This is a genomic window from Lachnobacterium bovis, assembly GCF_900111325.1.
Classification (GTDB): Bacteria; Bacillota; Clostridia; order Lachnospirales; family Lachnospiraceae; genus Roseburia; species Roseburia bovis_A.
On the sequence record NZ_FOGW01000036.1, the window covers coordinates 1 to 12,875 of the forward strand.

Below are 12,875 nucleotides of genomic sequence, written 5' to 3' on the forward strand. Positions count from 1 at the left end.
CAAATTGAATAGATGCAGGGGTATCGAAGTGGTCATAACGAGGCGGTCTTGAAAACCGTTTGTCCGCAAGGGCACGTGGGTTCGAATCCCACCCCCTGCGTTTTATAAACAATCAACATTTGTTGGTTGTTTTTTTTATAAAAAAATATAAAAAACTAGCAACACAATACTATATATTCTTAAGTATAATGCTGCCAGTTGTGTGTATAAAGTAAAATATAAATTAAGATTTAATAAAAATGGAGTTATATATAAAGCTTAAATTATTCTCCAAAATATCTCTTTAGTAAGCCTTCGAAGGCTTTTCCGTGTCTTGCTTCATCTCTAGCCATTTCATGAACAGTATCATGGATAGCATCAAGATTGGCAGCTTTTGCACGTTTTGCTAAATCTGTTTTACCCATAGTAGCACCGTGCTCTGCTTCAACACGCATTTCAAGGTTTTTCTTAGTTGAATTAGTAACAACTTCTCCCAATAATTCTGCAAATTTTGCTGCATGTTCAGCTTCTTCATAAGCAGCTTTCTCATAATACATACCAATTTCAGGATAACCTTCACGCATAGCTACACGAGCCATAGCTAAATACATTCCAACTTCAGAACATTCTCCAGTGAAGTTTGAGCGTAAATCTTCAAGAATATCCTCACTCACACCCTCAGCAACGCCTACAACGTGCTCTGAAGCCCATGTACGATTTTCTTCTTGTTTTACAAATTTTGAATCAGGTGCGTTACATACAGGACAGTTTTCTGGTGGAGTATCTCCCTCGTGAACATAACCACATACTGAACAAACCCATTTTGCCATAATTTTACCTCCTATGAAAATAAATTAGTGTAAAAATAAATTATATTAATGTATAATCAAATAATAGTAATCATTACTATTATTTAAATATATCACATAAAATTAAAAAATCAAGTAAAAGTTTAAAAATCTTCTAATGGATTTATTAAACTATATAAATAATGATCTTCCCATTTATTATGGAGAAGTATACATTTGCGATTAAGTCCTTCTCTATAGAATCCTAATTTTTCTAATAAATTAATAGAGGCTGTATTTTTTGGCATAACCTTGGCCTCTATACGATGTAAATTGAGTTCATTAAACATTACATCATTTAGAAGTCGTAGTGCTTCTTGAGCGTATCCATTATGTTGATATTTGCTGGCAAATTTATAACCTACTTCACAGCTTTGATATATACTTTTTTCAATACGATGATAGCAGATTGTACCAATTATTGTGTTTGGATCATCTTTTAAAAAAACATAAAAACGTACAGCTTCTAGTTTTAATAAAAGTGAATGCTCCCATTTGAGAATTTTCTTTTGGTAAGAAACTGTATAAAAATTTGGCATGCGATCAGGTTCGTATTTTTCAAAAAGATATTTATCATTTTTATAAAAATCAAGAACAGTCTTAGCTTCATCAGTCCTGCAAATTCTAAGGACTAATCTATCCGTTTCATATTGAAATAGCATAGCAGTCAATCCTTTGCATTATTATAGTTTTATTTCAGAGTAATTCTTTGTATAATTATAATGTGTATATCGTATAAATTTGTTTTATAATAATATGATAATCAATTTAATGAAAAAAGTCTATTAACAAGAGGAAGAATAATGTATACAAGAGATGAAAAATATATGTCTGAGGCGATTAAACAAGCCAAAAAGGCACTAAAAATTAAAGAGGTTCCAATAGGCTGTGTTATAGTTCAAAATGACAGAATAATTGCAAGAGGATACAATAAAAGAAATTCTAAAGGATGTGTTTTAGAACATGCAGAAATAAGCGCAATAAAAAAAGCCTGTAAAAAAACGGGTGACTGGCGATTGGAAGATTGTACAATGTATGTTACATTAGAACCGTGCCAGATGTGCGCTGGAGCAATTGTTCAATCTAGATTAAATAAAGTTGTTATAGGATCTATGAATCCTAAGGCTGGATGTGCTGGATCTGTAATAAATTTATTGCAAATGAGTCAGTTTAATCATCAGGTGGAAATTGAAAAAGGTGTTTTAGAAGAAAAATGTAGTTCAATGCTGACAGAGTTTTTTAAAGAGTTAAGAAAAATAAAAAAAGAAGCAAAAGCAAAAGAAAGAGCTTGTAAATAGTTGACAATAAGCAAGTAAATATATTATAATTAATATCCGAGCAGCCGGGGTGTTAGCGGTACCTTGAACCAACAATCCGCTATAGTTGGGGTGATGCTTCACAGAGGGTTTTGTATGTTAGAGACGCCCTCTATAAGTGGCGATGAAGCTTGGGTCTTACGCAATAGAAATCCATGAACCTGGTCAGGGCAGGAATGCAGCAGCCATAAGTGGAACCTTTTATGTGTCGTGAGGGTGCCTGGGCAGAGCTAACTGTAGAGGTAACGTTCTGGTGTGCAGATTCGAAGTGAAGCGCTCGTTTTTTTGATACATAATTGTATATAGATATTTAGAAATTAATTGTTCAGCATTACACATGTATAGAAATGAGGATAAAAATGATACAAGATATTGAACCACATTTTTTTGATAATCAGTATTCACAAGTTGAACCACAAGATAATAGTTTAATTTTGTTCTTTAATAGTAACCGTTTGGCAATTCGCGAAAAAACTCCAGATGAATCAATAAATAAAATCACGATTGAATTTCCACAATATAAAAGTGTAAAAAATTACATAGAGTCATATACTTATTTATTTGCGATAGATGGCATATCATATTTTAGAGTATATGTAGAAGATGATAAAATAGAGACATTAAAAAGTATAGGTTTAGTATTTAAAAATCGACATTATTTTCGTATGACTGCTCCAAAAGAGAGCGCTTTTGCATCACTTACCGCTTTACATTTAAACGGGTGGTATGAAATTAATAGGTTTTGTGGAAAATGTGGTCACAAAATGGTTCATGACTCAAATTTAAGGATGGTAAAATGTACAAAATGTGGAAATGAAGTTTTTCCAAAGATTGCTCCTGCGGTAATTGTTGCGATTGTAGATAATAATAGAATATTATTGACAAAATACAGAGGTCGACAATATAAGAATTATGCACTTGTTGCTGGTTTTAATGAAATAGGAGAAAGCTTAGAAGAGACTGTTAAGAGAGAAGTAAAGGAAGAAGTTGGTTTAAAAGTTAAAAATATTCAATATTATAAATCGCAACCATGGGGAATGGCTGATAATATATTAGCTGGCTTTATATGTGAACTAGATGGCTCGGACAATATTATAAGAGATGAAAATGAATTATCAGTAGCAGAATGGGTTAATATTGAAACAATCAATGCTGACGAAATAGATACCATAAGTTTGACGATGGATATGATAAAACACATTGTTCTAGCTAAAAAAGGTGTTTAAACGACGTATAGTCATTTATAAAAAAACATTGACAATATAGAATGTAAAATATACTATTTTACTATGAAATGGAGGAATTAAGATGAAAATATCTACAAAAGGAAGATATGCACTTAGACTTATGGTTGATTTAGCGGTTCATTCAGATGGACATCCAATTAGTCTAAAAGACGTTGCAAAGAGACAAAATATATCAGATAAATACCTTGAACAAATTATATCTACACTTAATAAAGCAGGCTGTGTACGTAGTATAAGGGGAGCTCAGGGTGGATATTTGTTAAACGTTGATCCAAAAGAGTGTAAAGTAGGTACAATATTTCGAATAACAGAAGGTTCTTTAGCACCGGTATCATGTATTGAAGATGATGAATTGGTATGTGAAAGAGCAGATAAATGTGTTACTTCGTTTGTTTATATGAAAATTAATGAGGCTGTAACGAATGTTGTTGATAATATTACGCTTCAAGATTTAGTAGATAAATATTTTGAAAAAATGAACAAATAGATTATAAAAATAGTGTTAAAAGCCTACTTAATTGGGTTGAAAATTATATAATTGTACAAATACGAGATTACAGATAGATCGAGAGGAAATAAGAGTGAATAAAAAAGTAATAGTAGGATTATCAGGTGGAGTTGATTCATCAGTAACTGCATATCTTTTGAAGCAACAAGGTTATGAAGTTATTGGAATGACAATGCAGACATGGGATGATTCTAAAAATGATATTTTATCTCAAAGTTCAGATGAGCTAATTATAAAGGATGCCAAAAGAGTTGCTAAAGCATTGGGAATAGAACATCATGTACTAGATTTCCACGAGGAATTCCGTAAAGAGGTAATTAATTATTTTATTGATGAGTATAAAAATGCAAGAACGCCTAACCCTTGTGTCGTATGTAATAGAGCTATAAAATGGAAAGCGTTGTTTACAGCGGCAGAAAAATTTGGTGCTGATTATGTTGCAACTGGACATTATGCTAAGATTGAAAAGTTAGAAAATGGTAGATATGTAATTATGAATTCCAAAACAGCGCAAAAAGATCAGACTTATGCTCTTTACAATTTGACACAAGAACAATTGGCAAAGACATTATTACCAGTTGGTAAGTACGAAAAAACAAGAATCAGAGAAATTGCAGAAGAAGCAAAAATTCCTGTTGCGAATAAAAAAGATAGTCAGGATATTTGCTTTATAAAAGATGGTGATTATGCAAGTTTTATCGAAAGAGAAACTAAACAATCTTTTGAAAAAGGAAAATTTGTAGATATTTATGGTAATGTGTTAGGAGAACACAAAGGAATAATTCATTATACAATAGGACAAAGAAAGGGCCTTGGTATTACAGCAGCAACTCCTTTGTTTGTTAAAGAAATTAGACCAGAAACAAATGAGGTTGTTGTATGTCAATCGGATGATTTGTTTTCTAAAGTGTGCTATGTAGAGAATGTTAATTTTATGGCGATACCTAAATTGGAAGGACCATATAGTACAGTTGGAAAAATTAGATATTCACATAAAGGTTCTGAGTGTGTAATAGAGCCAGTGACAGAAACAAAAATCAAGTGTACCTTCAATGAGCCACAGCGAGCATTTACTCCAGGACAGTCAGCTGTATTTTATGAAGATGGTCATGTTTTGTGCGGCGGAACTATTGTGTTACGATAGTTTAAAATGAAATATATAATATATGATAAAAACAATATCTAAAATTGTAGGAACAAAAAGAACAATTATAGATATTGTTTTTTCATTACTGAAAATATAAATAATTATATCAAGATTTTATTCTTACAATATTAATATTAAATATAGAATTAATAAAATTAAAATAGGTATTGAATATCTGAAGATTCAATAAAAATTAAATTATAAAATTATTTTTTAAATACATAAAGACATATCTGCTAACAAAAATTTCACAAAAAATAATATGATTATTCAAATATAGATATTATAATGTAAATAGTAAAAAAATAAATAAAAAAGGAAGACGTAGAAGGAAAAATATGGATGAAATTTTAAATCAAGTAAAAGAAAAATGGATTAAAGAAAACCTTTTATCGGATAAAGTATTAGAAACAATCAATGCAAATATTATGCCAATAGAGAGATTTATGGCGTATTATAGATGTGCAATAATGGAGGTTGAAACAAAATTTAAAGTTTTAAATGAACAATTTTCACTTCAGTATGATAGAAATCCGATAGAATCTATAAAGACTAGAGTAAAATCAGTTGAAGGAATAATAAAAAAAATAACTAAAAAGAATATACCATTATCGTTAGAGGCAATTGAAGAAAATATTACTGATATTGCAGGAGTAAGAGTTATATGTTCTTTTCCTGAGGATATATATTATCTTGCAGATTGTTTATTACAGCAGGATGATATAACACTTATAAAAAAGAAAGATTATATAAAAAATCCAAAACCTAGCGGTTATAGAAGTTTACATTTGATAGTGGAAGTTCCTATCTTTTTAGAAAATCAAAAAAGACCAATGAAGGTTGAAGTTCAATTAAGAACCATTGCAATGGATTTTTGGGCTAGTTTAGAACATAAATTGCAATATAAAAAAGATATTCCAGCAAGTGAAGTAGAATATCTTTCTAAGGAATTAGAAGAATGTGCAAGTATTAGTGCTAGTTTAGATGAACGAATGGAAAAAATAAGAAATAGAATGAATAACTTCGCAAAAGAAGTTGATGAAACAGATAATGATTATAAAAAAGTATTTGCTGCATTGATTAGAGAAAATTCGAATAAAAACGGAGGAATAATTAATAACTCACAAAATTTAGCACAGGACTATCGAAATATGTTAACATATAATAAAGAAAATTATTTATTAGAAGATTAATTGTAGGCGTAGATTTTGACAAAATATCTTTTTTTGGCTAAGATAAGTTTTACGGTAATTTAGAAGTGGAGATGAAATTATGTTTCAAAAAAAGCAATATATATATAGTGAAACTCAAGGAGTGTGTCAGGTAGATAATATAGTATCGTTAAAAACCAAAAAACGAGCACCGATACAGTATTATGTTTTAAAACCTGTATACGAACCTCAGACTATATCTTACATACCGGTGGAGGGGCACAAAGTTGAATTAAAAGAGCTTTTTACACCTGAAGAAGCTAGAGAATTAGAGAATTCAGAATTAGCAAAAAAAGATGTTAAAGTTCAAGATGCTATTGATTTCGTCCTACAAAGAGAGAAGGGGAAAGATGGCGCAAGGAATAAATAAGTTTATGTTAGGACATCAAGAAGTTGATGGAAAAGAATGCGAATTTCATTATGATAGAGGTCAGTATTTGATAATAGAGATTGTTAAGGATGTAAAGAAGCAGCTCTATAAATCACATAATTCCCAGGAAGCCTATAAAACATGGAATTCGTTGATTGGAAGAAAAAAAGGTTTTAGAAACGATGAACGTAAAAAAGAAAAAAAATAAAAGTTTAAGGTAAAATTAAAATAGGAATTGCTATAGTTGGAAAGGAGTCATATATGAGAATAGGAATTTTGACAAGTGGTGGTGATTGCCAAGCACTTAATGCTGCAATGAGAGGTGTAGTAAAGGGGCTGTTTGAATATAACAAGGATGTTGAAATTTTTGGCTTCAAAAATGGATATAAAGGCCTAATCTATAAGGATTACAAACAGATGTCCAGAGAAGATTTTTCGGGAATACTCACAAGAGGTGGGACAATTCTTGGATCTTCAAGACAACCTTTTAAGCAGATGAGAGTTCCAGATGAAAACGGATTAGATAAAGTTGAAGCAATGAAAAAAACATATTATGACTTGAACTTAGATTGTATAGTTATTTTGGGTGGAAATGGAACAGAAAAGAGTGCAAACTTACTTCGAGAAGAAGGCCTAAATGTTATACATTTACCTAAAACAATTGATAATGATATTTATGGAACTGATGTGACATTCGGATTTCAGAGTGCAATTAATATAGCGACAGACGCAATTGATTGTATACATACAACAGCTGCGTCACATAATAGGGTTTTTATTGTAGAAGTTATGGGACATAAAGTAGGATGGCTTACTCTTTATGCAGGAGTTGCAGGAGGAGCGGATATTATTCTTATTCCAGAAATACCATATGACATTGATAAAGTTATTTCGGCTATAGAAAAAAGAGGAAAAGAAGGTAAAGGATTTACCATATTAGCGGTTGCGGAAGGTGCAATTTCAAAAGAAGATGCTAAATTATCAAAGAAAGAGTATAAAAGTAAATTAGCAGATAGAAAATATCCATCTGTATCATATGAAATAGCAGCAGCTATAGAAAAACGAGCAGGTGTTGAAGTGCGTGTTACAGTTCCAGGACATACACAAAGAGGAGGAAGTCCTTGTCCATATGATAGAGTACTATGTACTAGATTAGGAGCAGCAGCAGCAAAAGCTATAATAGATAGAGATTATGGAAATATGATAGCGATGGTTAATGGAGAAACAAAGAGAGTACCATTAAGCAAAGTCGCAGGAAAATTAAAAACAGTAAATCCAAAAGCACAAATGATTAAAGAAGCAAAAATGATAGGAATAAGCTTCGGAGATTAAAATAAGTTATTGTAAGAAAGTTGGTGAACTATCGTGTCATATACGGCACTGTATAGAAAATTCCGTCCACAAGAATTTGAAGATGTAAAAGGTCAAGATCATATTGTCACAACCTTAAAAAATCAAATTAAAGCAAATAGAATTGGTCATGCATATTTGTTTTGTGGTACAAGAGGAACAGGAAAAACTACTGTGGCAAAAATTTTTGCAAGGGCAGTAAATTGTGAAAATTCGGTTGATGGAAGTCCATGTGGTGAATGTCCAAGTTGCAAAGCCATAGCAGATGGATCATCGATGAATGTTATTGAAATAGATGCAGCATCAAACAATGGTGTCGAGAATATTAGACAAATAAAAGAAGAAGTGGCATATAGACCAACTGAAGGAAAATATAAAGTTTACATTATAGATGAGGTTCATATGTTATCAAACGGTGCGTTTAATGCGTTGTTAAAAACATTAGAAGAACCACCATCATATGTTATCTTCATTTTGGCAACAACAGAAGCACATATGATTCCGTTGACAATATTATCTAGATGCCAACGTTACGATTTTAAAAGGATTTCAATAGAGACGATTTCCGAAAGATTAAACGAATTGATGGCAATAGAAAATGTAGAATGTGAAGAAAAAGCAATTCGTTACATTGCAAAATCCGCAGATGGTGCATTAAGAGATGCGTTATCATTATTAGATCAGTGTATTGCTTTTCACCTGGGGAAAAAACTTACATATGACATGGTTTTAGAGGTGTTAGGTGCAGTTGATACAGATGTATTTACTAAATTGTTTAATCAGATAGTTGAAAAAAATCTGCTAGGAGCTATATCAACACTAGAAGAGCTAGTTATAAAAGGTAGAGAGTTAGGTCAATTTGTAAATGACTTTACATGGTACCTAAGAAATTTATTACTATTAAAAAGTTCAGATGGAATGGAAGATGTGTTAGATGTTACCTCTGAAAACCTAGAAATATTAAAAAAAGAAATACAAAAAATTTCAATAGATGAATTGATGCGATATATTCGTATTTTTTCAGAACTAAGTAATAAGTTGAAACATGCAACGCAAAAGAGAATTATTGTCGAAATAGGAATAATTAAATTATGTAAACCAGAAATGGAACAAAATTATGATTCAATTGTTAATAGAATAATTGCATTAGAAAAGAAAATAGAAAAAGGGGTTGTTGTTGCTAGTGCAAATTCGGGAGATAACAATAATAGTGTTCAATTGGCGAATGAAACTAAAAAAATGATTCCAAAAGAATTACCAAAAGCCTTACCAAAAGAATTAGAAGTTCTTGCGAGAGAGTGGAATGCAACTATTTCTGCGTGTGGTGGAGTGTCTAGAAATTATTTCAGGGAAGCAGTGCCAACTGTAGGATCTAATAATGAAATAATTCTTGTACTCGATAATAAGAATGCTTATGAATATTTAAGTAATAATAGAGGCGATTGCATAACAGATTTAAAAAATCAAATAGCCAATAAAATAGGAAAAAGCGTGGAAGTTATAGTGCAGCAGAACAAAGAAAATGTTGCAGCACAAGAGGCGGTTGTTGATTTTACTAAATTAATTAACATGGAAATTGAAGAAGAACAAATGTAAGATATATTTAAAAGGTTGACTAAAAAAGAAAAATATAATCTTACGAAAGGTATAGACAAAACGAAAAAAAATTAATACAATAAAAATATTGTAGTAAATAGAAAATGCGTTAAATTAATGCGTATAGGAGGAACAAAACATGGCAAGAAGAGGTGGATTTCCAGGTGGAATGCCAGGAAACATGAATAATATTATGAAACAGGCACAGAAGATGCAAAAGCAGATGGCAGAAGCACAACAAGCCTTAGAAGAAAAAGAACATACAGCAAAAGCAGGTGGCGGTGCTGTAGAGGTTACAGTTAATGGTAAACATGAAGTTGTAAGTGTAAAATTAGCAGAAGAAGTAGTTGATCCAGATGATATTGAAATGCTTCAGGACTTAATTATAGCTGCAACTAATGAAGCAATGAGAATGGTTGATGAAGATTCTCAGCAGACAATGTCTAAGTTTACAGGTGGATTAGGTTTAGGATTCTAGTATGGAATACTATAGTAAAGAGATTACCAAATTAATAGAAGCTTTAGCGGGCTTACCAGGAATTGGTAGTAAGACAGCTCAAAGATTAGCCTTCCATATTTTAAATATGCCAGAAGAACAGGTAAAAAATCTTTCGAGCTCAATAATAAATGCAAAAAGGAATGTAAAATATTGTAAAGAATGTTTTACATTAACAGACGAAGAAGTATGTCCAATATGTAAAGATGTCAAGAGAGATCATACAACAATTATGGTTGTTGAAAATACTCGTGATCTTGGTGCATACGAAAAAACAGGTAAATATAATGGTGTTTATCATGTTTTACATGGAGCAATATCTCCAATGCTAGGAATAGGTCCCCAGGACATTAAATTGAAAGAGTTAATGACACGTTTGCAAAAAGATGTAAAAGAAGTTATTATAGCAACAAATTCGAGTCTTGAAGGGGAAACAACAGCTATGTATATAAGCAAATTAATTAAGCCTACAGGAATTAAAGTTAGTCGTATAGCGAGTGGCGTTCCAGTAGGAGGAGATTTAGAGTACATAGATGAAGTGACATTATTGCGTGCGTTAGAGGGTAGAACAACTTTATAAAAAATAAATATATAAATGAGCTAAAAATAATTAATCCTAGGTACATGTTTTGTGAAAGTATTTAATGCAAATTAAGTATGTTTTCTTGAATAAATGCTGTACCTAGGATAATATTATTATTAGGGAAAAACTAATGTGAGGGGAATTATGGCTATTAAGAGTGAATTCAAAAGAATAGAGACGAATGAAGATATTATAGAAAAAAAGGTTAGAGAACATAAAAAGAAGATTTTTAGAAGAATAGTAGTGATTGCTTTAATAGTGATAAGTTGCTTAATTCTTTTTGAATTAATATCATCAATGCGTTCATATTCAAGATATACGGTTGTAGATTATAGTAAATGTTCCGATACAGGAGCATCTAAATATGAAAGTTTTAAAGGAAATATTGTAGAATATACTAATGATGGAGCAAATTATAAAAATACATCGGGCGACCTGATTTGGAATCAAGCCTATACTATGACAACGCCAGTAGTTGCAAAATGTAATAATTATTTTGTTATCTATGATAAAGGTGGAACCAAGATGGTATTGCTGAATGAGAATGGAATAGTAGAAAATATTGAAACGACAAAACCAATTCAAAAAGCAAAAGTTGCAGATCAAGGTAGTATAGCAACAATCCAAAAAAGTGGAACAGAATATACTGTGAAATTGTATGATAAAAGAGGAAAAGAGCTAGCAGGAGGAGAATATCATGGTAACAAGGGGGGATTTCCGATTGACGTAGCAATATCAAGCGATTCTAAAAAGATGGCAGTGTCACTAATTGATATAAATAAAGGGAAAGTAGATACAACTTTAAATTTTTACAATTTTGATACGGTTGGTCAGAATAAAATAGATAATAATGTTGGATCATATGCGTACGAAGATACAATAATTCCAGAAATATATTATGCATCAAATAATTTGATGGTAGGAGTATCAGATAATGCAATCTATCAATTTGCAGAGAGTGACACACCAAAATTGAAAAGAAAAATAAAAATAAAAGATAATATTAGAAGTGTATTTTATAATGATAAATATGTAGGAGTCGTTACTGAAAAAAGCGATGAAAAAAATGAAAAAAAACATATTATCGTTTACGATAAAAGTGGAAAGATTGCAATGGAAAATCATACAAAGCTTGCATATGATACAGTTGAATTGCTTGATAACAATGAAATCTGTGTAAAAAATAACTCCGAGTGTGAAATTTATACAATGTATAGCATTAGAAAATTAAAAACTAAATTTGAACAAGAAATATATAAAATATTTCCAAGAGGATCATCACGAAAGTATCTTTTTATAGGAAAGGGTGAAATGCAAGAAGTAAAACTTTACTAGAAAAAGTCACGTAAAATCTATTTCAAAACAAATAACTAAGCCAACATCTTCAAAACAAATAACTAATCCAACATCAAGTGTCTTGAAGTGAAAATATACTTATTAAAGATATACTTGTGAAAGATATCAATGCGAAAGTCAACGATGTGAAAGATATCAATGCGAAAGTTAACGATGTGCAAGGTATCGATATGAATGATGTCGAAGTCAAGTCTATTAATGTGAAAGATACTATATAAAAAAGAATAGTGTATTTGTGTAAATTATATATATTCTCATTATTGGATGAAAAATAGACCAATGATGAGAGTATTTTTTTGAGCAATGTTAAGTCGTTGAATAGAATTCGTTGCTGAATAATAATAGTTAAATAGAAAAAAATTAAATAAAAACTAAGAAAATAAAAAAAGTAATAAAAAATAAAAAAAACTGTTGACACAAAGAACTAAAGATGGTATTATAATCTAGCTGACAGCGAAGAGCTCACAAGCAAAGGAAACTAGTAAGTGAGAAAGACTTCGATCAGACATCTTTCGTCAGATGATGGCAAGTTTTTATTTAGAAACGATTCAATATAAAGCACCTTGATTGGTAGCAGTGAATTGAAAAAATTAAAACAAAAAAGTGTTGACAAACACTAAGAAAGGTGATAAGATATAGAAGTTGTCGCTGATAAGCGAAACAAAAACTTTGATAACTAAATAGTGAAAAACCTTGAAAGATTCTAAAGAGAATTATTCAAGTAATCGAAAGATTACACGAACAGCATCTGAGAGAAGATGCACCTTTAAACAGTAACAAGGAAATTAGCCAAGCTAAGTTCTGAGAATCAAATTTTAAAATGAGAGTTTGATCCTGGCTCAGGATGAACGCTGGCGGCGTGCTTAAC

General features: G+C 31.0%; 13 protein-coding genes, 1 tRNA gene, 1 other RNA gene and 1 pseudogene. 14 read left to right on the top strand and 2 right to left on the bottom strand.

What is annotated here, in order from left to right; translation table 11 throughout:
* Positions 1-14 precede the first annotated feature (14 nt).
* Positions 15-100 (top strand) — tRNA-Ser (locus BMY79_RS11025).
* 163 nt (positions 101-263) lie between these two features.
* Here BMY79_RS11025 and BMY79_RS11030 read toward each other — a convergent pair.
* Both BMY79_RS11030 and BMY79_RS11035 read right to left on the bottom strand, forming a co-directional pair.
* Positions 264-809, bottom strand: a complete 546-nt coding sequence (locus BMY79_RS11030) for an NADH peroxidase (protein ID WP_022748263.1) — start codon at positions 807-809, stop codon at positions 264-266.
* A 122-nt stretch (positions 810-931) separates the two neighbouring features.
* Entirely contained in the window at positions 932-1,489 is a 558-nt protein-coding gene (locus BMY79_RS11035) for a GNAT family N-acetyltransferase (protein ID WP_022748264.1), read from the bottom strand.
* A gap of 141 nt (positions 1,490-1,630) precedes the next feature.
* Between BMY79_RS11035 and tadA the strand changes: the two genes are divergently transcribed.
* The 13 genes and pseudogenes from tadA to BMY79_RS11100 all read left to right on the top strand — a co-directional run bounded on the left by tadA (position 1,631) and on the right by BMY79_RS11100 (position 11,986).
* Positions 1,631-2,125: a tRNA adenosine(34) deaminase TadA gene (tadA, locus tag BMY79_RS11040; protein WP_022748265.1), complete on the top strand. Its 495-nt coding sequence runs from the start codon at positions 1,631-1,633 to the stop codon at positions 2,123-2,125.
* A 36-nt stretch (positions 2,126-2,161) separates the two neighbouring features.
* Positions 2,162-2,424, top strand: an RNA gene (ffs, locus tag BMY79_RS11045) — signal recognition particle sRNA large type.
* 78 nt (positions 2,425-2,502) lie between these two features.
* Positions 2,503-3,369, top strand: coding sequence for an NAD(+) diphosphatase (nudC, locus tag BMY79_RS11050; protein ID WP_074730979.1), 867 nt, complete (start codon positions 2,503-2,505; stop codon positions 3,367-3,369).
* An 82-nt stretch (positions 3,370-3,451) separates the two neighbouring features.
* Positions 3,452-3,877, top strand: coding sequence for an RrF2 family transcriptional regulator (locus BMY79_RS11055; RefSeq protein ID WP_022748268.1), 426 nt, complete (start codon positions 3,452-3,454; stop codon positions 3,875-3,877).
* A gap of 94 nt (positions 3,878-3,971) precedes the next feature.
* Positions 3,972-5,042, top strand: coding sequence for a tRNA 2-thiouridine(34) synthase MnmA (gene mnmA, locus BMY79_RS11060; protein WP_022748269.1), 1,071 nt, complete (start codon positions 3,972-3,974; stop codon positions 5,040-5,042).
* A gap of 341 nt (positions 5,043-5,383) precedes the next feature.
* Positions 5,384-6,061: pseudogene (locus BMY79_RS11065) on the top strand (GTP pyrophosphokinase); the annotation flags it as partial.
* A gap of 256 nt (positions 6,062-6,317) precedes the next feature.
* Entirely contained in the window at positions 6,318-6,626 is a 309-nt protein-coding gene (locus BMY79_RS11070; protein ID WP_027422332.1) for a CarD family transcriptional regulator, read from the top strand.
* Positions 6,607-6,834, top strand: coding sequence for a hypothetical protein (locus BMY79_RS11075; RefSeq protein ID WP_033421228.1), 228 nt, complete (start codon positions 6,607-6,609; stop codon positions 6,832-6,834). The genes BMY79_RS11070 and BMY79_RS11075 overlap by 20 nt, the downstream gene beginning before the upstream one ends.
* 53 nt (positions 6,835-6,887) lie before the next feature.
* Positions 6,888-7,958 carry a 6-phosphofructokinase gene (locus BMY79_RS11080; protein ID WP_022748272.1) on the top strand — a complete coding sequence of 357 codons (1,071 nt, stop codon included), beginning with the start codon at positions 6,888-6,890 and terminating at the stop codon, positions 7,956-7,958.
* A 33-nt stretch (positions 7,959-7,991) separates the two neighbouring features.
* Positions 7,992-9,572: a DNA polymerase III subunit gamma/tau gene (gene dnaX, locus BMY79_RS11085; protein ID WP_022748273.1), complete on the top strand. Its 1,581-nt coding sequence runs from the start codon at positions 7,992-7,994 to the stop codon at positions 9,570-9,572.
* Between the two features lie 139 nt (positions 9,573-9,711).
* A complete protein-coding gene (locus BMY79_RS11090) occupies positions 9,712-10,050 on the top strand; it encodes a YbaB/EbfC family nucleoid-associated protein (RefSeq protein WP_022748274.1) in 339 nt (112 codons plus the stop codon).
* A 1-nt stretch (position 10,051) separates the two neighbouring features.
* Positions 10,052-10,648 (top strand): recombination mediator RecR, encoded by a 597-nt coding sequence (gene recR / locus BMY79_RS11095; RefSeq protein ID WP_022748276.1) that lies wholly within the window; start codon positions 10,052-10,054, stop codon positions 10,646-10,648.
* 147 nt (positions 10,649-10,795) lie between these two features.
* Positions 10,796-11,986 carry a DUF5711 family protein gene (locus tag BMY79_RS11100; protein WP_022748277.1) on the top strand — a complete coding sequence of 397 codons (1,191 nt, stop codon included), beginning with the start codon at positions 10,796-10,798 and terminating at the stop codon, positions 11,984-11,986.
* Positions 11,987-12,875 lie beyond the last annotated feature (889 nt).